The sequence below is a fragment of the Meridianimarinicoccus zhengii genome (genome assembly GCF_003254465.1).
Classification (GTDB): domain Bacteria; phylum Pseudomonadota; class Alphaproteobacteria; order Rhodobacterales; family Rhodobacteraceae; genus Meridianimarinicoccus; species Meridianimarinicoccus zhengii.
Genome location: NZ_QDFI01000014.1, coordinates 56,333 through 76,866, shown reverse-complemented (window position 1 = coordinate 76,866; position 20,534 = coordinate 56,333). Strand labels below are relative to the sequence as shown.

Annotated in this window: 19 protein-coding genes and 1 pseudogene; 7 read left to right on the top strand and 13 right to left on the bottom strand. The window is 66.9% G+C overall.

Translation table 11 applies throughout. The features are described 5' to 3' along the window. The 3 genes and pseudogenes from DDE13_RS06830 to DDE13_RS06820 all read right to left on the bottom strand — a co-directional run. A pseudogene (locus DDE13_RS06830) lies at positions 1-271 on the bottom strand (hypothetical protein); the annotation flags it as partial. Positions 272-582: 311 nt separating this feature from the next. Continuing rightward, positions 583-870: a helix-turn-helix domain-containing protein gene (locus DDE13_RS06825; protein WP_111402759.1), complete on the bottom strand. Its 288-nt coding sequence runs from the start codon at positions 868-870 to the stop codon at positions 583-585. Continuing rightward, complete coding sequence (locus tag DDE13_RS06820; RefSeq protein WP_162630891.1) at positions 867-1,367, bottom strand: Lrp/AsnC family transcriptional regulator; 501 nt, start codon at positions 1,365-1,367, stop codon at positions 867-869. Before DDE13_RS06820 ends, DDE13_RS06825 begins: the two co-directional genes overlap by 4 nt. Before the next feature lie 137 nt (positions 1,368-1,504). On the opposite strand from DDE13_RS06820, the gene DDE13_RS06815 reads away from it, so the two are divergent. From DDE13_RS06815 to DDE13_RS06800, 4 genes are read left to right on the top strand one after another with little or no spacing between them, the layout of a single operon-like run. Continuing rightward, positions 1,505-2,260 (top strand): YqcI/YcgG family protein, encoded by a 756-nt coding sequence (locus tag DDE13_RS06815; protein ID WP_111402755.1) that lies wholly within the window; start codon positions 1,505-1,507, stop codon positions 2,258-2,260. Then, a complete protein-coding gene (locus tag DDE13_RS06810; protein WP_235868619.1) occupies positions 2,257-2,619 on the top strand; it encodes a cupin domain-containing protein in 363 nt (120 codons plus the stop codon). Before DDE13_RS06815 ends, DDE13_RS06810 begins: the two co-directional genes overlap by 4 nt. After that, positions 2,612-3,895 carry an APC family permease gene (locus tag DDE13_RS06805; RefSeq protein ID WP_111402753.1) on the top strand — a complete coding sequence of 428 codons (1,284 nt, stop codon included), beginning with the start codon at positions 2,612-2,614 and terminating at the stop codon, positions 3,893-3,895. The genes DDE13_RS06810 and DDE13_RS06805 overlap by 8 nt, the downstream gene beginning before the upstream one ends. A 44-nt stretch (positions 3,896-3,939) precedes the next feature. Further along, positions 3,940-4,212, top strand: coding sequence for a hypothetical protein (locus DDE13_RS06800; RefSeq protein WP_111402751.1), 273 nt, complete (start codon positions 3,940-3,942; stop codon positions 4,210-4,212). A gap of 346 nt (positions 4,213-4,558) precedes the next feature. Here the strand turns inward: DDE13_RS06800 and DDE13_RS06795 are convergent, their stop codons facing one another. Beyond that, positions 4,559-6,595, bottom strand: coding sequence for an NADH:flavin oxidoreductase (locus DDE13_RS06795; protein ID WP_111402749.1), 2,037 nt, complete (start codon positions 6,593-6,595; stop codon positions 4,559-4,561). Between the two features lie 123 nt (positions 6,596-6,718). Between DDE13_RS06795 and DDE13_RS06790 the strand changes: the two genes are divergently transcribed. Next, complete coding sequence (locus DDE13_RS06790) at positions 6,719-7,360, top strand: TetR/AcrR family transcriptional regulator (RefSeq protein ID WP_111402747.1); 642 nt, start codon at positions 6,719-6,721, stop codon at positions 7,358-7,360. A gap of 13 nt (positions 7,361-7,373) precedes the next feature. On the opposite strand, the gene DDE13_RS06785 is transcribed toward DDE13_RS06790, so the two are convergent. The 6 genes from DDE13_RS06785 to DDE13_RS06760 form a co-directional block, all read right to left on the bottom strand. Further along, positions 7,374-8,288 carry a sugar kinase gene (locus DDE13_RS06785; RefSeq protein ID WP_111402745.1) on the bottom strand — a complete coding sequence of 305 codons (915 nt, stop codon included), beginning with the start codon at positions 8,286-8,288 and terminating at the stop codon, positions 7,374-7,376. Next, positions 8,288-9,340, bottom strand: coding sequence for an L-idonate 5-dehydrogenase (locus tag DDE13_RS06780; RefSeq protein WP_111402743.1), 1,053 nt, complete (start codon positions 9,338-9,340; stop codon positions 8,288-8,290). The genes DDE13_RS06785 and DDE13_RS06780 overlap by 1 nt, the downstream gene beginning before the upstream one ends. Before the next feature lie 12 nt (positions 9,341-9,352). Beyond that, on the bottom strand, positions 9,353-10,630 hold the full coding sequence (locus tag DDE13_RS06775) for a TRAP transporter large permease (protein ID WP_111402741.1): 1,278 nt from the start codon (positions 10,628-10,630) through the stop codon (positions 9,353-9,355). Positions 10,631-10,634: 4 nt separating this feature from the next. Next, positions 10,635-11,138 (bottom strand): TRAP transporter small permease, encoded by a 504-nt coding sequence (locus DDE13_RS06770; protein ID WP_111402739.1) that lies wholly within the window; start codon positions 11,136-11,138, stop codon positions 10,635-10,637. A 69-nt stretch (positions 11,139-11,207) separates the two neighbouring features. Further along, complete coding sequence (locus DDE13_RS06765) at positions 11,208-12,188, bottom strand: TRAP transporter substrate-binding protein (RefSeq protein ID WP_111402737.1); 981 nt, start codon at positions 12,186-12,188, stop codon at positions 11,208-11,210. Beyond that, positions 12,185-12,931 (bottom strand): GntR family transcriptional regulator, encoded by a 747-nt coding sequence (locus DDE13_RS06760; protein WP_111402736.1) that lies wholly within the window; start codon positions 12,929-12,931, stop codon positions 12,185-12,187. Before DDE13_RS06760 ends, DDE13_RS06765 begins: the two co-directional genes overlap by 4 nt. Positions 12,932-13,040: 109 nt before the next feature. On the opposite strand from DDE13_RS06760, the gene uxuA reads away from it, so the two are divergent. Together uxuA and DDE13_RS06750 are read left to right on the top strand one after the other, a co-directional pair. Further along, positions 13,041-14,249, top strand: coding sequence for a mannonate dehydratase (uxuA, locus tag DDE13_RS06755; protein WP_111402734.1), 1,209 nt, complete (start codon positions 13,041-13,043; stop codon positions 14,247-14,249). Next, on the top strand, positions 14,246-15,715 hold the full coding sequence (locus tag DDE13_RS06750; RefSeq protein WP_111402732.1) for a mannitol dehydrogenase family protein: 1,470 nt from the start codon (positions 14,246-14,248) through the stop codon (positions 15,713-15,715). Before uxuA ends, DDE13_RS06750 begins: the two co-directional genes overlap by 4 nt. Positions 15,716-15,802: 87 nt before the next feature. On the opposite strand, the gene DDE13_RS06745 is transcribed toward DDE13_RS06750, so the two are convergent. The 3 genes from DDE13_RS06745 to DDE13_RS06735 are packed head-to-tail and all read right to left on the bottom strand — an operon-like array spanning position 15,803 to position 20,513. Continuing rightward, a complete protein-coding gene (locus DDE13_RS06745) occupies positions 15,803-17,419 on the bottom strand; it encodes an alpha-amylase family glycosyl hydrolase (RefSeq protein ID WP_235868618.1) in 1,617 nt (538 codons plus the stop codon). 20 nt (positions 17,420-17,439) lie between these two features. Beyond that, on the bottom strand, positions 17,440-19,092 hold the full coding sequence (locus DDE13_RS06740; protein WP_111402730.1) for a glycoside hydrolase family 13 protein: 1,653 nt from the start codon (positions 19,090-19,092) through the stop codon (positions 17,440-17,442). Between the two features lie 56 nt (positions 19,093-19,148). Continuing rightward, entirely contained in the window at positions 19,149-20,513 is a 1,365-nt protein-coding gene (locus DDE13_RS06735) for an ABC transporter substrate-binding protein (RefSeq protein WP_111402728.1), read from the bottom strand. Positions 20,514-20,534 lie beyond the last annotated feature (21 nt).

The following is a 20,534-nucleotide window of genomic DNA, read 5'->3' as shown; positions in this document are numbered from 1 at the left end:
GCAGCGAAGACGGCGCCGGGTCATCGCCTCGCGCGAAAAACTTGACAAACGAACATGAGAGGAACCGCGCGATGTCCTGGTCCGTCAGCGCGCTCTGGTTCGAGAATGACAGCCAGCCCGCGAGAAGCGCACCGATGACCGGCACCAGTACCGCCGTCGTCACGAGCCTGATGAAAAGATGCGCCAGCAACAGCGGACGCCAGAACCGCAGCGCCGCGTGAAAGCCGCGGCGCGTGGCTTGAAAGCTCTGGACGGCATCCCGCAGTGACATGGCGCAGGCTCCTTCCATCCCGTCGGACTGGCGCCGAGGGTAGTCGTACAGGCGCCCATGCGCCATGGCCATGTTCGTCGCGACAGGCCAATGCCGTCGGGCGCGAGGAAACGATGCGTTCCCGCGACATGCCCAGACACCGACTTCGGCCGCGCTGTGCTGCTTCCTGACCCGATGCCATGGGCTGGTCTGCCCCCGGCAAAGACCAGGGCGACCGCGGACATACCGGGTCATGCCAGCGCAAGACCGTGGCGCCCTGACCGCTCTTGCCGGTCAGGTCCCCGCACCGCAAGCCGCGGGATGGGCCGCGATCAGTGCCCGGATGCAGCCACGTGAAGCGCCGCGGGAACCGACCGGACGCGCGTCGCGCTCTGGACCTCTGTCACGACCGCCGCGGGTTCGAGCCCGAGCGTCGCAGCAAGCTGAAACAGGCGACTGACCGAAATGCGGTTCTGACCGGATTCGTACTTCTGGATCTGCTGGAAGGTTATCCCGGCTGCATTGCCGAGTTCCGCCTGCGACAGGCCTGCCGCCTTTCGATGCTGCTTGATCACGTTACCAAGAATCACGTCAATTTCCTTGCTGCTGAAAGGCCTCATACCGGCTCCCCCCGTCTGGTAATAATATATTCCTCGGGCGCTCGTTCCTCGATGCCCGATATTCTCTCGCACCACGTCTTGAGAACCATCGTGGTGGTCAGCGACGCGACCTCGGGATGCCGCGCAAGCTTGTTGCGCAACTCCTCGATGATGCTCTGGTCGGCGGCTTCGACCAGCACGCGCATGTCCGTCGATCCCGATGTGGACCAGACGGAGATCACTTCGCTCCAATGTGAGATCGACGAAAACACGATGCCGCAAATGCTGCGGTGTAAGCGGACGTCGAACATCGCGCGCACACCAGACGGACGACTGTCGCCCGGCGTATCTATTTCCACCGTGAACCGCCGGATCACCTTCTCTCGGAGGAGCTTGTCGACGTGATGGCGCACGGTTGGACGGGACAGGCCGACGATCGATGCGATCTCGGTGATCGACCGCCGCCCGTCTTCGCGGAGCAGCTCGAGGATCATCTTGTCGGTCGAGGTCAGTCGCATGGGCATATCCTTCACCGGTTCCGCACGTTTTACGACAGTTTCTTTCCAAAACGAAGAAGGATCTGCGATTCGAAAGATGATTTCTTGCCAGATGTGCGGAAACCTTTCCGAAACGAAACTCTGTAAGGTGACCCACAATGACGAACCTCTTGTCGCGGCACGCTGTTTCCGACCATTTCGCCACCTCGAGCTGGCAGCGGATCGTGTTCTCCGAGTTCGAATCGACCTTGGCGAGCAAGACGCGGGCGTTTCCCTGCGTCTTCGGCGTGGCAGGATTGCAGAAGGACGAACTGCGCTTCGCCTTCCCGGACCCGCTGACGCCGGAGAGCGTCGCGCCGATTCTGGAAGACTACGTCACCAACGCACGCAACTTCGGGCGCCTGACCTCGCTCGTGGTGTTCGGACGACCCGGCCCGGTGCAGTCCATCGAGGATTATCGCGGCCGCTTCTGGTCGCTTCTCGACGGTCTGGAAAGGCTCGACACCGCGCCGCGCCCAGCCGATGTGCCCCGGACGATCGATTCCGACCGGTGGGAGTTCTGCTTCGCGGGCGAGCCGATCTTCGTGGCCTGCAACACGCCCGCACATGTCCTGCGCCAGAGCCGGCGATCCACGTCCTTCACGGTCGTCTTCCAGCCGCGCTGGATCTTCGACGGGATCATGAACACGGACGCGCCGGGCGCCAAGCGGGCGGTCCAGCAGATCCATGACCGGCTCGAAGCCTTCGACGCTGTTGCCCCCAATCCGCACCTGGGTCACTACGAAATGCCCGGCACCCGCGAGTACCAGCAGTATTTCATCGGAGACACGAACGAAGCGCCGCGCTGCCCGTTCCATCAATTGGCGCGCCGCGGCGATACCGACGATACCGAACGGAAAGGCAAGGTCGCATGATCCACGCAGTCCAGCTCCCGCGCCACGACATCGACGGCGACTTCCGTATCTTCACCACGCAAGTCGACGTCACGGACCTTCGCGCGTTGCTCGACAGGGTGCTGCCGGACCAGGGCGCAATCGAGCTGCAGCGCGATGTCGAGGGCAAGGAACACACCTGGCACCGCAACCCGACCGACGAAACGATCGTGATCCTGGACGGTGCCTTGCGTTTCTACTGGGACCAGGGCGAAAAGATCTGCGGCTCCGGCACCGTCATTTCGCTCCCGGCCGGCATGATGCGCGGGTCGGTCGCGCTCAAGGGGGGGGCGACATACCTTGTCGCCTTCCACCCTGTGGACCTGCCGCAGCATGGCTGACCTTCACAAACCCCTGACGGCGTGGCGCGGCGCCGGCATGATGGTCAACATCGTGCTCGGCGCCGGCCTGCTGACCCTGCCCGGACTCGCCTATGAGATGGTCGGCAGCAGCGCTTTCCTGGTCTGGCTGGCCTGTGCGGCCCTTGCCGCACCGCTGCTCGCGGTCTTCGCGATCCTCGGGCGGCGCTGGCCGGCGTCGGGCGGGCTGGCGACCATCCTTGCGCGCGGCTTTGGCGATGCGGGATATGCGGTCGGCACACTGCTGTTTCTCGGGGCCGTTCTTCTTGGTCTTCCGGCCATCGCGATGACCGGCGGGCACTACATGGCCACCGCGTTCGGCGGCCCGGCGGCGGCCCATGCGCTCGGCCTGCTCGTGGCCGCGACCGCGACCAACATGATCTCCAGCCGACTCGCGGCGCGTGTGAACGCGTGGCTCGCGGCCGGACTGGTCGCGGCGCTCGTCGTCCTGCTTGCCGCGGGCTGGGCGGTGACGGGCCCGACCCTTGCCGATGCCGTTCCCGTCGAAACCGAACTTCCCGGTCTCGGCGCTTACGGTGCGGTCCTGATGATGGTGTTCTTCGCCTTCACGGGCTGGGAACTCGCCGCCAGTCTCGGGGGTGAATTCGGAACACCGCGACGCGACATCCCCCTCGCCATGGCTGGGTCCTTTGCCGTGGTGCTGGCGCTCTATCTCGGCCTCGCGCTCGTGGTGAACGCAGCGGCCCTCGGCGACGGGTTCGAAGCGCCTTTCGCGGCAATCATCGGCGGCGCATTCGGCCTGAAGGGCACGCTGGCGGTGTCGGTCGTGTCGGTTGTGCTGATCTTCGCCAACCTGCTCGGCGCGATCTGGGCGGTGTCGCGGATGGTGTATGCCGCGGCTGGCGAGGGCCTCATGCCCGCAGCGCTTAGCGCTACGGTCCGCGGCGTGCCGCGGCAGGCGATTGCGGTCACGGGTGCGGCGCTCATCGCGGTCGTCATCGCGAACTGGTCCGGCGTTCTCGAGCTCGGCACGCTGCTCACGCTCGCGGGACAGAACTTTCTTCTGCTTTACGCCGGGGCGGCGGCTGTGCTGGTCAAGCTTGCCCGCAAGCGCCGGGAGTCCGCACTCGGCCTGTTCTGCCTCGTCCTTGTCGTCGGCGTGATGACGCTGCGCGGTCCGGGCGGGCTGGCCTATCCGGTGGCCTTGATCCTTGCCGGACTGGTGCTCGGTCATTTTCGCAATGGCACGGGCGCCTGGCTGACGACGCCGGTTGGCGACAGTTCGGCCACGAAGTAGACCCGCGACAAGACAAACGTGACACTCACAAACGGAGACCCCACATGACCCCATCCCCGCGAGAGGACATCCTCGTCCAGTTGTCGAAGCTCGATGACAGGCGCCTGACCCTGCTTCAACGGATCGCGGACCAGATCCTCGTCTGCAACGATCCCGACATCGTGGAAACCTTCGTCGCATGGCGCAATGACCCGCGGATCGAAAGCGTCCTCAGCCTGGCGGGCAGTCTTGACGATGATCGGCTCGACCAGCTTCTGTTCGTGGCCGAGGATCTGTTCGGCGAAACCGAGCAGAATTCGCCCCGCGCGCGCGCCTGAACGTGAAAATGCTGCCAGTCGGCTGATGGTGACAAGCCGCATGGCGCACCGGTGCGCACCGTCCCGCTGAAGATCGGGCCGAGAAAACCAACGCGCCGAAAGCGAAGGCCGTGGATGGCGCTATCCCCGGCGGCTCAGGTCGCGACATGGACGGCGCGCATAGCGGCTGAAAACGGGCAGCGCGATGGCGGCGCATGCAGGCGACCGGAACACCGTTCAGCAACCCTGCCCCCCGCGCCGATGCGATGACGGTCCATGCCATGGTGCGTCGGATCAGATCGCGCGGATCCATGCCTGCCGCGCGCCACAGGGGTCACACGGCGCCGCGGCCTCCTGCGGAGTCGGCTTAAATCACCTTGCACAGACGCAGTGCGTCGTAGATGGCGGCGTGGGTGTTGCGGGCGGCGACGGCATCGCCGATGCGGAACAGCGCATACCCACCGTCCGGGTTGCGGGTCACGGCTTGCGGGCGACCTTCGACCAGCGCCTCGTAGTCGACCTCGCCCAGGTTCGTGGATCCGGGCCTCAGGTCGAAATACAGATCGTCGAGCGGCCGCGTGCCGTGGTTCACGACGACCTGATCCACGTGCCGGTCCCGCGACACGCCGCCGTAATCGCTCCCCAACAGCGCCACAAGCCGGTTGCCATCGCGCGCCACGGCATCAAGCGTCCATGTCACCGTGAAGGTCACGTCGCGCTTTTGCAGCTCTCGCAGGGACGGGGTCAGGGACATGGCCATGACTTCCGGCGCGAAGGTGCGGTCGCGGGTGACGATTTCGACCTTCGCGCCGGTTTCGGCGATTTTCTCGGCGGCCTGCAGCGCCGCGTAATCCCCGGCGTCGTCGTAGATCAGCACGTTTTCGCCGGGCTTGGCGTCGCCCGACAGGATGTCCCACGCCGACACCACGAGATCGTCGCCCTCGGTCAGCACCTCGGTATGGGGCAGCCCGCCGGTGGCGACGATCACCACGTCGGGCGCATCGGCCAGCACCACGTCGGCGTCGGCGAAACTGTTGAACCGGAACGTGACGCCCATGCGTTCGCATTCCGCCATGCGCCACTGGATCAGTTGCATCATCTCGGCCCGGCGCGGGGTCTGTGCCGTCAGGCGCACCTGTCCGCCGGGATCGTTCGCCGCCTCGTGCACCACCACGTCATGCCCCCGTCCGGCGCACACACGCGCGGCCTCCAGCCCCGCGGGCCCGGCCCCGACGATCACCACGCGGCGCGGCTTGTCGGCCCTTGGCGTCACATGCGGCTGTTCCAGTTCGCGCCCCGTCGCGGGGTTGTGCAGACACAGCGCCATGCCGCCCTGGTAGATCCGGTCGAGGCAGTAGTTCGCGCCGACACAGGGGCGGATGCGGTCCTCCTCCCCGCGCTGGATCTTGGCGACGATATGGGGGTCGGCCATGTGCGCGCGGGTCATGCCGACCATGTCCAGCTTTCCGCTCGCAATGGCATGGCGCGCGGTCGCCACGTCCTGGATCTTGGCGGCGTGGAAGGTCGGGAACTGCGTCGCGGCCCGTACCCCACCCGCGAAGTCCAGATGCGGGGCGCTGCGCATCCCCTGCACCGGGATCACGTCCGTCAGGCCCGCATCGGTATCTATATGGCCCTTGATGACGTTCAGGAAATCGACCATCCCGCAGTCCCGCAGGCGGCGCGAGATTTCCATCCCGTCCGCCTTCGTCAGCCCGCCGGGCAGATCCTCGTCCCCGGTATACCGCACACCCACGATGAAATCCGGCCCGCAGCGGTCGCGGATGGCGCGCAGCGTGTCGAAGGTGAACCGCAGCCGATTCTCAAGGCTCCCGCCGTAAGGCCCGTCCAGATCGTTGGTCAGCGGCGACCAGAACTGGTCCATCAGGTGCCCGTAGGCCTGCAGCTCGATGCCGTCGAGCCCCGCCGCCTGCATCCGTTCCGCGGCGTCGGCGTAATCCTCGATGATCCGGGCGATGTCCCAGTCCTCGGCCTTTTTCGGAAAGGCACGGTGGGAGGGTTCGCGTTCGTGGCCAGGCGACACCACCGGCAGCCAGTCGGCCTTGTCCCACCGGGTGCGGCGGCCAAGATGGGTGAGCTGGATCATCACCGCGCAACCGTGATCGTGGCATTCGTCCGAAAGCCGCCTCATCCAGCCCACGACCTCGTCCTTCCACGCGAGGATGTTGTTGAACACCGGTGGGCTGTCCCGCGCGACCGAGGCCGACCCCGCGGTCATGGTCAGCGCCACGCCCGCCCGCGCCCGTTCCACGTGATAGGCGCGGTAGCGGTCCTTCGGCATCCCGTCCTCGGGATAGGCGGGTTCGTGGCTGGTGATCATCAGCCGGTTCTTCAGCGTCAGGTGCTTGAGTTGGTAGGGCTGGAAAAGCGGGTCGGTGGTCATGGCTTGCGTCCCCGGTCTGGCTACTTGGACGCGCATCCCATAAAATGTTCACAAGCGTCAAGTAAAAGTGCATCACCGTCTATTTTGATTGCGGCAGGACCGGCGCCCCGTTATGACAGCGCCATGGACGACGCGAACACGCACGATCAGAAGGGCTGGCGCGGCTCGCGCGAGGTCTGGCTCGCGGCCGCGAAACAGGCGTTCCTCGACACCGGGCGGGACGCGGTGAAGATCCAGCCGCTCGCGGCGCAGTTGGGCCTGTCGCGCACCAGCTTCTACTGGTTCTTCAAGGACAGGAACGCATTGCTGGACGCGCTGCTGGAAGACTGGGAGGCGAAGAACACCGGGGCCTTCGTGGACGCGTGCGGGGCCTATGCCGAAACGATCGCCGAGGCGATCCTGAACCTGATCGTGGTCTTTCACGACGGCGCGGTCTTCGAGCCGCAACTGGACTTCGCGGTGCGCGGATGGGCGCACCGGTCGGACGCGGTGGCCGCACGGGTCAACGCCGCCGACGACCGCCGGCTTGCGGCGATCCGCGCCATGTTCGAACGTTTCGGCTTCGCGCCGGATGACGCGGATGTCCGGGCCCGCACCGTCTACCTGACCCAGATCGGCTATATCTCCATGCAGGTGCAGGAACAGCCTGAGATCCGCATGGCGCGGGTTCCAGGCTACGTACAGACCTTCACCGGGGTCGCGCCCACCCCATCGGAACTGGCAAGGTTCCACGCAAGGCTCGGCTTCAAGCCCGACGCGGGATGACCGGGGCGGGTGGTCAGAACATGGACTTGGGCAGGATCGCGCCCGGATGCCCGATCACCCGGCAGGCCATGCCGTGACCGGCCCGCAAGCAGGCAGCTTGGGGTTCGCCCCGTAACAATGCCGCGAGATAAGCCCCATTGAAGCTGTCGCCTGCCGCTGTCGTGTCCACGACCTTCGCGGCCGGGGGGAATGCCTGCGCAGGGGCATCGCCGATGGCCAGCGGCCCGGCCGCACCGCGTTTCAGCGCGCCGGTGGCAACCCCCGACGCGCGTAGCCGGGCAAGTACGGCGTCGGCATCCGTATCCCCGAACAGCGCCATTTCATCGTCAAGCGACGGCAAGCCCACGTCGCAGACCGACCAGAGCGCCGCGATGGCGCGCTGCGACGTGGCACGGTCGGGCCAGAGCGCCGGGCGATAGTTGCTGTCGAACGCCACCTGCCCGCCGCGGGCACGAAATCCGGCCAGCCAGTTCACAAGCCTTTCCCGCACTGCCGGAGCAAGGATCGCCACCGTGATTCCGGACAGGTAGACCAGATCGCAACCGTCCAGCGCGTCGAAGGTGACCGTGACCTGCGGATCGAACAGGGTTCGCGCCGCCGACGCGTCACGCCAGTAAAGGAACCTTCGCTCCCCCCCGCCATCGAGCACGATGGCATAGCAGCCCGGCAGCCGGTCCGCCCGGCGTTCGATCAGCGCGACGTCGAGGCCTTCGGCAGCGAAGGTCTCGATCATCCGGTCGGATGCCGCGTCCGTGCCGAGCGCCGTGACATAGCGCACCCGCAGGTCCTGCGCAGCGCGCTTGAGATACACCGCCGCGTTGAACGTGTCGCCCGCGAAGCCGACGCGCGCGCCCGCGCCCTGCGCGTCGGGCAGGGTCATCTCGATCATGCATTCGCCGATGCAGGCGACAGTCCGGGCCGCGGCCATCACGCCGCCCCGTCGAAGGCGAGCTGGACCTTCACGCTGGTCCGCCGGTCGCCTGCCGCGCGGAACGCCGCTGCGGCGTCTTCCAGCGGGAAGCTGCCGGTGACGATGGGGGCCACATCGATGCGGCGGTCGGCGATGCAAGCGACGGCCTCGGCGAACTCGGCCTGGCGGAAGCGCTGGGTGCCTTGGTATGTCAATTCCTTTCCCACCAGCGCATTGAGCGGGACCGGCGTGTCGCCCGCGACGCCGACCTGCACGATCCGGCCCTGCGGGCGCGTGGCGGCGATGGCGCCGCGGATCGCGGCGGCGGCGGCGGAACATTCGAAGGCGATGTCGAAATGGCCTTTGCCTTCGGCGTAATCGTCCAGCTCCGCGCCATCGCGCGCGACATTGATGCCGCGCGTGGCCCCCATCCGGCGAGCGACCTCCAGCGGCACGTCTTCCAGGTCCGTCACGACGATCTCGGCGGCGCCCGCCGCCGCCGCGACGGCGACGCAGAGCGCCCCGATGGGCCCCGCGCCCGTGACCAGCACGCGCTGGCCTCCCACCGGTCCGGCCATGGCGCGGGCATGCAGGCAGACCGCGAGCGGCTCGGCGCAGGCGGCTTCGTCAAACGGCGTGTCGGGCTGCACGGGCACGCATTGCGCGGCATCGACGACGATCCGGTCGCGGAACAGCCCCTGTTCATGGGGAAAGCGCAGCGCGGAGCCGTTGAAGCGCATGGTCAGGCAATGGGTGGTCAGCCCCGCCCGGCACCAGCGGCAATCACCGCAGGGGCGGCTGGGATTGATCGCCACCCGGTCGCCCGGCGCGAGGCCCTCCACGCCCGGTCCGATGGCGACGACGCGCCCCGACGCCTCGTGCCCGAGGATGATCGGTTCGCGCACGCGGATCGGGCCGAACCCGCCGTCCTGATAATAGTGCAGGTCGGACCCGCAGATCCCCCCGGCTGCGATTGCGACGCAGACCTCGCCCGGACCGGGGTCGGCAATGTTGGCGATTTCGATACGGATGTCGTTCTGGCCATGGAGGCGGCACACACGGGTTTGCATGGTATCAGAACCTCAAGGCGCAAGGACAGACGGCAGCCACGTGGCCAGCGGGGCGAAATACGACACCGCCAGTAGCACGAGGATGTTGGTCAGCAGAAACGGTAGGATCGCCACGACGACCGGTGCCAGCGGCAGCCGCGCGATGCCCGCGCAGACGAACAGGCACACGCCCACGGGCGGCGTGGTCAGCCCGATCATCAGGTTGAGCACGGCGAAGGTGGCGAAATGCAGCGGCTCGATGCCCACGGCAGTCGCCAGCGACAGGAGCGGCACGAACAGGATGATGAGTGCGGCGATGGTTTCCATGAACATGCCCACGAAGAGCAGGAGCAGGTTGATGAGCAGGATCACGAGAAACCGGTTGTCGGTATAGGACAGGACCGCGTTGGCGATGGCTTGCGGAATGCGTTCGGACACGAGGATCCAGCCGAACACGTTGGCGAAGCCCACGAGCGCCAGGATCCCCGCCGCCGACACGGCGCTGTCGATCACGATGGACGGCACCGCGCGCAAGGGCAGTTCGCGGTAGATGAAGACCCCCACGACGAAGGCATAGACGCTGGCGATCACGGCCGTTTCGGTCGGTGTCGAGAGCCCCGACAGCAGCCCGTAGATGATCAGGAACGTCATCGCCAGCGCCCAGACCGCCCCGCCGAAGGATCGCGCGACCTCGGACATGCCCTGCCACGGCTGGTGCGGGAACCCCTTGCGCACGGAAATGATGTAGCAGGTCACCATCATCGCCAGCCCCATCAGGATACCCGGCACCGCCCCGGCAAGGAACATCTGCCCCACGGATATGCCCGACAGCGCACCCACGATGATCATCGGCACCGAGGGCGGGATGATCGGCCCAACGGTCGACGACGCGGCAGTGACGGCCGCGGAGAAATCCGCCGGATAGCCCGCCTTCTTCATGCCGGGGATCATCACGCCGCCGATGGAGGCCGCGTCGGCCACCGCCGTGCCGGTGATGCCGCCGAACAGCATCGACGCCGCAATGTTGGTCAGCCCCAGCCCGCCGCGGATCCAGCCCACCAGCGCGTTGGCGAAGCGGATGATCCGCTGCGTGATGCCGCCGCGGTTCATCAGGTTGCCCGCAAGGATGAAGCCCGGAATCGACAGCAGAACGAACACGTCCATGCCCGCATACATCTTCTGCGGCATCACCACGACCGGGAGGCCCGAATAGAGCAGATAGGCCAGCGACGACAGGCCCAGCGTGATCGCCACGGGAATGCCGAGCGTCAGCCCCAGCACGAAAACCGTCAGCAGGATCGTCACGTCCATCGGTTCAATCCTCTTCGGGTTTGCGGGGTTTGCCGTCCTCGGTGCCCGCCAGCATGCCGACGACGCGCAGGACGGCGAAGAGCGCGAGACCTGCGATGAGCAACCACACGGTCAGGTGCACCCCGTCCATGCGCAGCCCCAGCGCAGGCGACGTCTGCATCCGCCCGATGGCCACGTAGCGCCACGCCGGTGCCAGCAGGTAAAGCGCGAGACCGGCCGTGGCGATGGCCGACACAAGCCGCAGAAGCCAGGGCCACCGCCCGGGGAGGGATTCGCAGACCACGTCCACGTTCACCAGGTCACCGCTGCGAAACGCCAGCCCCGCCCCGAAAGCCACGAGATAGAGCAGCGCGAAACGTGTGAGTTCCTCGGTCCAGACCGGACCGGAGCCGGTCAGCCGCCCGACCACCTGGATCAGCACGGACGCGATCAGCACGCCGAAGGCCAGACCGGCCCCGATCCGCGCCAGCGCGATGACGGCGTCGACGATACGCGCGACCCAAACCATGGTTCCTGCCCCCTTCATGGAAAGGGCGGGCACGCGATCCGCGCCCGCCCGGTCACAATCGTCCACCGATCACTCGGCGAAGAGCTGCTCGACGATGGGCTTGATCTCGTCGCTGACATTGGCCAGCACCGCGTCCTTGGCCTTGGCGGCAAAGGCGGCGTTGTCCACCTCGACGAAGGTCATGCCGTTCTCTTCCAGATAGGCGCGGTCGGCGGCGAGGCTGTCCTCGAACAGGCCGCGTTCGTATTCCTGCGCGCGGGCGGCGGCCTCCATCACGGCCTCCTGGTCCTCGGCACTCAGTTGCTGCCAGGTGCTTTCGGCGATGGTCAGGTAAATCCATGACCGCACATGGTCGGTCAGGTTCACGTGGCTCTGCACTTCGTTGAAGCTGGCCGAGCGGATCAGCGCGAGCGGGTTTTCCTGCGCCTCGATGGTGCCGTTCTGGAGCGAGGTGAACACCTCGGAAAACGCCATCGGGCCGGGGTTGGCGCCAAGCGCGCTCCAGACATCGATGAACAGCGGCACGTTCGGCACACGCATCTTCAGCCCGTCCAGATCGTCGGGCGACGTGATCGCCCGGTTTGCCGTCAGTTCGCGCGCGCCGCGGGCGAAATAGGCGATCGGCCGGATCTGGGCGCGTTCGACGATCTGAGCCTCGATCCGGTCGCCGATCTCGCCCGATGCGACCTCGTCCATGTGCTCGATGGATCGGTAGCCATAGGGCACCGCCAGCAGCGCCGCCATCGGCGCCCAGTTCTGCAGGCTTTCGCCCGTGATCGTCATGTCCACGGTGCCAAGTTGCATGCCGTTGATCAGGTCGATTTCCTTGCCGAGGCTTTCATTCGGAAAAACCTCCACGGCAATGCGGCCATCGGTCAGCGCCGACAGTTCCTCGCCGAACTTCACGGCGGCGAGATGCCAGGAATTGTCCTCGTTCGCGAGGTGGCCCAGCTGCAGGGTGCGTTCCTGTGCAAGCGCCGCCGAGGTAAGAAGCGTCGCGACAAGCGCGCTGCCGGCAAGGGTCCGGGTGATGGTCGTAGCCTTGGTCATGGGTGGTCTCCTCCTGTTACTGGTGCATTCACCGGGTCGGGGATTCCCCCCGCCGGCAGGTCGAAAAAGGCGGGCGACTCGGCGGCGATCACCGGCAGGTCCTTGAGGATCTCGCGCAGGTGATCGCGGATGTGCCGCTCCGCGCCCGCCACATCGCCGGCCTCGATCCGGTCGACGATGGCCTCGTGCTGATCGATCAGGTTGGGCACCGGGAAATGCGCCAGCGACAGGAACCGCACGCGGTCCATCTGGGATTTCAGCCCTTCGATCAGCCGCCACGCACCGTTCTTGCCCGCAGCCCCAGCCAGCGTCCGGTGGAAGCTGTCGTCGAGGGCGAAGAACGCCTGTTGCGGCCCGGTCATCGCACTGCGCTGCGCCGCGATCTGGGCCCGCATTTCCGCGATCCATGCAGGATCGGGCGCACTGGACAGGATGCGGACGATATCCGCTTCGATCGCTTCGCGCAGGAACCGCGCATCCAGCACCGCGGCATAGCTGATCTTGCACACGACCGTGCCGCGCTGCGGGAGGATCGCCAGCAGGTCCTCGCCCGCAAGCTTTATGAAAGCCTCGCGCACGGGCTGCCGACTTATTCCGAATTCGCGCGCGATCTCGGTTTCCGAAATCCGGTGCCCCGGGCGCAGGTCGTTATGGACGATCCGATGCCGTAGCAGCCGGAACAACTGCGGCGCGATGGGCAGCAGCGGGTCGAGCGTTCCCACAGGGCCGGTTTCCAGCGGCATGATTCGTCCTCCCTTCGCAACCGCTTACCATACTTCCATACTAGAAATCAATTCAGGCCTGTGCTAGATATTGCCCTGACGCGGCAGGCTTGCATGGAGGAGACGCGGCATGAAGCAGACGTGGCGATGGTTCGGTCCCAACGATCTCGTATCGGTGGACGATGTGCGGCAGGCGGGCGCGCAGGGCGTGGTCACCGCGCTGCACCACGTCCCGACAGGCACCGTGTGGACGCCCGGCGACATCGCGCAGCGGCAGGCGGAAGTGGCGCGCATGCGCGATGGCACACCTTCGGGGCTGGCCTGGGACGTGGTCGAAAGCCTGCCGGTGTCCGAGGACATCAAGCGCAAGACCGGCGACTGGCGCGCCCATGTCGCCGCCTATAAGGAAAGTCTCGCCAACCTCGCCGCCGCGGGGATCGAGGTGATCTGCTACAACTTCATGCCCGTGCTGGACTGGACGCGCACGGATCTCGCTTGGCGACTGCCCACGGGGGCCACCTGCATGCGCTTCGACCTGGTCGATTTCGCGGCCTTCGATCTGCATATTCTCGCTCGCCCCGGCGCCGCCGAGGATTACGACGAAGCCCTGCGCGAAGCGGCTGCCCGGCGTTTCGCCGCCATGCCCGACGACACCCGCGCGGCGATCACCGGCAACGTGGTGTTCGGCCTGCCCGGCGCGGCGGAACGGATGTCGCTTGAAGATGTGCGCACACATCTGGCCGTCTATGCGGGCATGAGCGCGGACACGCTGCGCGCCAATCTGATCGATTTCCTGTCCGAGGTCGTCCCGGTGGCCGAAGGGCTGGGATTGCGGCTCTGCTGCCATCCCGACGACCCGCCCTTCCCGCTGCTCGGCCTGCCCCGCGTGATGTCCACCGAACCCGATTACATGGCCGTCCTGAAGGCCGTGGACAGCCCCGCGAACGGCATCACGCTGTGTTCCGGATCGCTCGGCGCGCGGCCGGACAATGATCTTCCGGGCATGATGGCGCGGCTGGGCGACCGGGTGCATTTCCTGCACCTGCGCAACGTGACCCGCGAAAGCCGGGACATCCGCGGATCGTTCCACGAGGCCGAACACCTGGGCGGCGACACCGACATGGTCGCCCTGGTAGAGGCCGCACTGCGCGAAGAAGCCCGCCGCCGCGCCGCGGGCCGCGCGGACGCGTCGATCCCGTTCCGGCCCGACCACGGGCAGGACATTCTCGACGATCTGGGACGCCGCGCGCAGCCCGGCTATCCGTCCATCGGGCGGCTCAAGGGGCTGGCGGAACTGCGTGGAATCATCGCGGCGCTGGAACCGCGGATCGCGCCATGACCGACCGCCTGACCACACTTGCCGGCGTGTCCAATAGCGTGCGGCAACCCGGCTACGACCCTTCGGAACACGCCGCCGGCATCGTGCATCTCGGGCTGGGCGCCTTCCACAAGTCGCACCAGGCGGTCTATACCGACGATGCGCTCGCCGCATCGGGCGGCGACTGGCGCATCATCGGCGTCAGCCTGCGCAGCCCGGATGCGGCCCAGGCGCTCACCCCGCAGAACGGGCTGTTCACCGTCATCGCCCGCGACGCGGACACCACCGAGGCGCGGGTGATCGGTGCGCTCGCCGCGGCCCATTGCCTTTCCACCGACCGCGACGCGGTTCTGGCGGCACTCGCCGACCCCGCGACGCGGATCGTGTCCATCACCGTGACCGAGAAGGGCTATGGCATCGACCGCGCAACGGGCGGGGTCGATCCGGCCCATCCCGCCATCGCCGCGGATCTTGCGGACCCTGACAACCCCGTGGGCGTGGCCGGGCTTCTGGTCTGGGCGATCCGCGCGCGGCACGCGGCGGGCGCCCCGCCCCTGACGATCCTGTGTTGCGACAACCTTCCCGAGAACGGGCCGATGCTGCGCAGTCTCGTGCTCGATTTCGCGCGCCGCACCGCGCCGGACATGGTGGAGCACATCGCGCGGGACATCGGCTTTCCGGCGACCATGGTGGACCGCATCACGCCCGCGCAGGGGGTGGATACGCTGGCGCTGGCCGAACGGCTGACCAGGCGCCGCGATCTGGCCGCGATCGAAACGGAAACCTTCCGCCAATGGGTGATCGAGGACGATTTCCGCTCTGGCCGCCCCGACTGGGCCGCGGGCGGGGCCATCTTCACCGACGATGTGCGCCCCTTCGAGACGATGAAACTGCGGATGTTGAACGGGGCCCATTCGCTGATCGCCTATGCCGGGTTCCTGTCGGGCCATGCCCATGTGCGCGACGCGATGGGCGACCCGGCGCTGGTGGCGCTGGTGCGCCGGCATCTGGCCGCGGCGGCGCAGACACTCTCGCCGCTGGAGGGGGTGGATTTCGCAGCCTATGCCGACGATCTCGTGCGGCGGTTCGAGAACCCGCATCTGGCCCATGCGACCCACCAGATCGCCATGGACGGGACCGAGAAACTGCCGCAGCGCATCCTCGCCCCCGCGCTGGAGGCGCGGCACCGGGGCCAGCCGCTGGCCCCCTTCGCCTTCGCCACCGCGGCCTGGATGCGCTATGCGCTGGGGCGGCAGGATGACGGCACACCGTATGACCTGCGCGACCCGCGGCAGGCGGCGCTGGCAGACGCGCTGAAGGGTCACGACACGGCGCCCAAGATCGTCCAGGCGCTGCTGAAGTTCGGCGCGCTGTTTCCGGACGCGTTGCGGACCGATGTGGCATGGGCGACCGCGTTGCAGGACAGGCTCGACACCATGCTTCGCCACGGGATGGCCGAAGCCGTTGCGGCCGAAGCCGGATCCTGATTCCGCAGCGCCCCGGCCATGGGCTGCCTCGGCCGCAGATCCGGGGCAGCCGCGCGGTGGGCGGACATGTGCCGATGGGACGGCGGCTCAGGCAGGATCGAGGATGACAGCCTCGTGCGGGTCCAGCCCCAGCGACGGGATCGCGGCAGCGCCACGGTCCTTGTGGGTCCACAGCAGCGGCCTGCCCCCGACCGGCACCGCGCGCGGCGCGTCGGACAGGTTCAGGCAGACCACCAGCCGGTCATCGCCGCAGCGCCGTTCATATACCATCACGTCGGGGCCCGCATCGATCTGGCGGTAATCGCCTTGCGACAGCGCGGGCCGGTCGCGGCGCAGGGCGATCAGCCGCCGGGCAAAGCTCAACATGGAACCGGGATCGGTTTCCTGCCGCGCGGCGGACCCTTCCGGCGGCAGGTGCAGCGGCAGCCATGGCTCTGCCGTCGAGAACCCGCCATTGTCGCCGTCGGTCCAGGGCATCGGCGTGCGCACCGGGTCGCGTCCCAGCCCCAGCCCCGGCACACGCCGTTCCCACGGGTCCTGCACCCGGTCGGGCGGGATGGACGCATTGTCCATGCCCAGTTCGTCCCCCTGGTAGAGGACCGGCGTGCCGCGCAGTGTCAGCAACAGCGTCAGCGCCACACGCGCCTGTGCCACACCCGCGCGCGACGCGATCCGGCTGATGTCGTGATTGCCCAGAACCAGCGTCGGCCATGCGCCTTCGGGCAGCGCGGCCTCGTAGCGCACGATGAAGTCCGCCAGCGCATCTGCCCGCCACGGTGTGCTGAGCATGGCGAAGTAGAACGGCAGATGAAACAGATCCATGTCTGCGCCGTAATAGGGGATCACATCGTCCAGCGTGCCCGAGGTTTCGCCGATCAGCACACGGTCTGGATAACTGTCGGTCACGCGCCGCATGTCGCGCACGACGTCGAACACTCCCGGCTGGTGGGCCGACCGCGTCTGCAATTGCGACCGCGCGAGGCCCATGGCGGGGATCCAGTCGGGGTTCGGCGGATGATCGCCGCCGTCCACGTCGGGGGCGGCGAAAATGATCGCATCCACCCGGAACCCGTCCACGCCCCGATCCAGCCAGAAGCGCATCGCGTCCAGCATGGCCGCGCGCAGGTCCGGGTTGGCCCAGTTCAGCGCGGGCTGTTCGGACAGGAACACGTTCAGGTAATACTGCCCGGTCGTGTCGTCCCAGGTCCAGGCGGGGCCACCGAATTCGCCGATCCAGTTGTTGGGCGGGCTGCCATCGGGCTTCGCGTCGCGCCAGATGTACCAGTCGCGTTTCGGGTTGTCGCGGCTGGCGCGGCTTTCGACGAACCACGGGTGTTCGTGGGACGAATGGCACGGCACGAAATCGAGGATCACCTTCAGCCCGCGCGTATGGGCGGCGGCCAGCATCCGGTCGAAATCCGCCAGCGTGCCGAACATGGGATCGACGCCGCAATAGTCGGACACGTCATAGCCGAAATCGACCATGGGCGACGGGAAGAAAGGCGAGATCCAGATCGCGCCGACCCCAAGGGCCACAAGCTCGTCGAGCCGGGATTCGATCCCCGCAAGATCGCCGATCCCGTCACCGTCGGAATCCTGGAAGGACCTTGGGTAGATCTGGTAGATGACAGCGGTCTGCCACCATGCGGGGGTCGCCTGCGCGGCGGGGCGGGTCGCGGCGGGCATGTCTGTCGTGTCGGTCATGGGAACCTCGGGCATCTGGGTCATGGGGCGGCGGATTGCAGGAGCGCGAAGGCCTCGTAGGGTCGGAGCGTGATGCGGCCCCGGATCGCCGCGCGGGGGGGATAGTTGGCGATCAGACAGATGCCGTCCCCTTCCATGGCGCCGGGCACATCGAAATCGACGGGATCGCCGGTCAGGTTCGCCACGACCGCGACCCGAGTTTCGCTATCCGTCCGGGTATAGGCCAGCACTGCCGGGTGATCCGCGGCCATCGGGTGCAGGTCCCCGGTCACGATCACCGGCATTTCGCGCCGCAGCTGGATCAGCCGCCGGTAATGGGCGAAGATCCCGTCTGGATCGGCGCGGTCGGCTTCGACATTGATGGTCGCGTGGTTCGGGTTGACCTCGATCCACGGCGTGCCCGTGGTGAACCCGGCCTGCGGCCCAGCATCCCATTGCATCGGCGTGCGGGCGTTGTCGCGGCCATTGGCGTTGGCGCCCTTCAGAAAATCTGCGACCGGCACGCCGCGCGCGGTCTGGTCGGCATAGTGGCCCAGCGTTTCCACGTCGCGGAACTGGTCGATCCGGGTGAAGGCGGCGTTGGTCATGCCAATCTCCTCCCCCTGGTAGATAAAGGGCGTGCCACGCATCAGGTGCATCGCGGTCGCCAGCGCCTTGGCGCTTTGCAAGCGGTACCGGCCGTCATCGCCGTATTTCGACACCTGCCGGGGCAGGTCGTGGTTGGACAGGAAGAGCGCGTTCCAGCCATCCTCCGCCAGCGCGCGCTGCCAGTCGAAGAGCACCTGCTTGAAGCGGATCAGGTCGAATGGCTTGGGGCGAAACTTGCCGAACTCGGGATCCTCGAAGGCGGTGACGTGGTTGAACTGGAACACCATGTCCAGCTCGCCGCGGTCGCGCCCGCAATAGAGCAGCGCGGTGCCGGTGCTGACCGACCAGCTTTCGCCGATGGTGACGATGTCGCGCCCGGCGAGCGTTTCCCGGTGCATTTCCTGAAGGAAACCGTGCAGATACGGACCTTCCTCGTAGATGCCTGCGTCCACGTCCTTGCCGATCAGGCTGATGACATCCATGCGGAACCCGGCGATGCCACGATCCAGCCACCAATTCATCATGTCGTAAATCTCGCGCCGCAGCGCCGGGTTCTGCCAGTTCAGGTCGGGTTGTCCCGGGCTGAAATGGCCGAGGTAGAACCGCCCGACTGCAGGTTCCCATGTCCAGGCGGAGCCACCGAAGCTGGCGCGGTGGTCGCTGGGCGGCCCGCCATCGGCGGCCCCGTCGCGCCAGATGTAGTAGTCGTGCTCGGGGGCAGTGCGCGACGCGCGGGCGCGCTTGAACCAGTCATGGTCGGACGACGAATGATTGACGACAAGGTCCATCATGATCCCGATACCGCGTGCCCGCGCTTCGGCGATCAGGTTGTCCATGTCCTCGAGCGTGCCGAATTCGCGGGCGATGGCCTGGTAATCGGCGATGTCGTAGCCGTTGTCGGCCATGGGTGAGGCATAGACCGGCGACAGCCAGATGAAGCCGACGCCCAGATCGGCCAGATGGTCGAGCTTCGAGATGATGCCGGGGATATCCCCGATCCCGTCGCCATTGCTGTCGCAAAAGCTGCGCGGGTAGATCTGGTAGCCGGTCGCGGCCTGCCACCATGCGATGCCGTGTTTCGTCATGAATGCGTGTCCCGGATTGGGGCGGGCCGGGCTTTCGCCGCGGCCCGGCGGGCGTTTCAGCGGATCTCGTTCCAGCGGGCCTCGATGGCGGCGGCGGCTTCCTCGGCGGATGCGGCACCCGAGACATAGTCCACCATGGCGCTCCAGAACGCGTCGGTGCCGATCTCGCCGGGCATCAGGTCGGACCCGTCGAACCGGAACGACGTGGCACTTGTCAGGATCTCGCCCAGCTTGCGCTGGGTTTCGTTGGCATAGGCATCCGGGTTGGCCCCCAGATGCGGGGTCAGGATCTGGCCCTGCGACATGAAGATCTCATGGGCGAAGGGCGTTTGCAGGTACTCCATGAAGGCATGTGCGATGGGCCTGTCCGCCATCACCGTGGCCAGCCCGCCCGACCCCAGCACGGGCCGCCCGAGATCCTTGTCGGCATAGGCCGGGAAATAGAAGAAATCGACATCGACACCCATCTCCACCTCGGAGGGGAAGAAATTCGGTATGAACGACGCCTGTTTGTGCATCAGGCAGCGCGGCGGAAACTCGAACAGTCCGTTCGGGCTGTCGCGGAAATCGATGGTCGTGGCCCCGCTGACACCGCCGTCGAGATAGGCGTCGGTGCGGGCGAAATGGCCGAATTCCTCGATCGCGGCCACGACGCGCGGATCGTCGAAGGGGATCTCGTGGTTGACCCACTGGTCATAGACCTCCAGGGGTTGGGTGCGGAGCATGAAATCCTCCACCCAGTCGGTCGCCGGCCAGCCGGTCGCCGCCCCCGCCCCGAGGCCGAGGCAGAACGGGGTCAGCCCGTCGGCGACGATCCGATCGGTCAGCGCCTTCAGCTCTTCCATCGTCTCGGGCACGGCATAGCCCAGTTCCGCAAAAATCTGCGGCGCATACCACACGAGCGATTTCACGTCCGTGCCGAAGATCGTGCCATAGACCCGCGTGACCCCGTCCGGGCCGGGGAAACTGGCCAGATCGGCCCAGGACGCCCCGGCGGCGAAATTCGCCTCGTACCAGTCGCGCGTGCCGTCGGCCATCGGGAACACCCCGCCCCGCGCCGCAAGGTCCATCGCCAGACCGGGCTGCGGGAACATCCCCACATCGGGCAGCGAACCGGCCTGAAGCGCGATCACGATGTCCTGCTCGAAACTGTCGGACCCGGAATAGGCGACCACGGCGCCGGTGGCTTCGGCGAAATAGGCAAAGACGTTTTCCAGCCGCGTCTTGTCCACCCCGGTGCTCGCCCCCAGAAGCGTCAGGGTCTGGCCGGAGAAATCATGCGCGGCCGCGAAGCTGTCATAGGCCGCCCAACTGAACGGACCTTCGCCGGGCTGGTGCAGAAGCTGCGCGCCAGACTGTGTCGGCAGGCAGAGCGCGGCCAATGCGCCCGCGATGGCGGTCTGCCTTGCAAGATTTATCATCCGTGGTTCCTCCCAATGGAT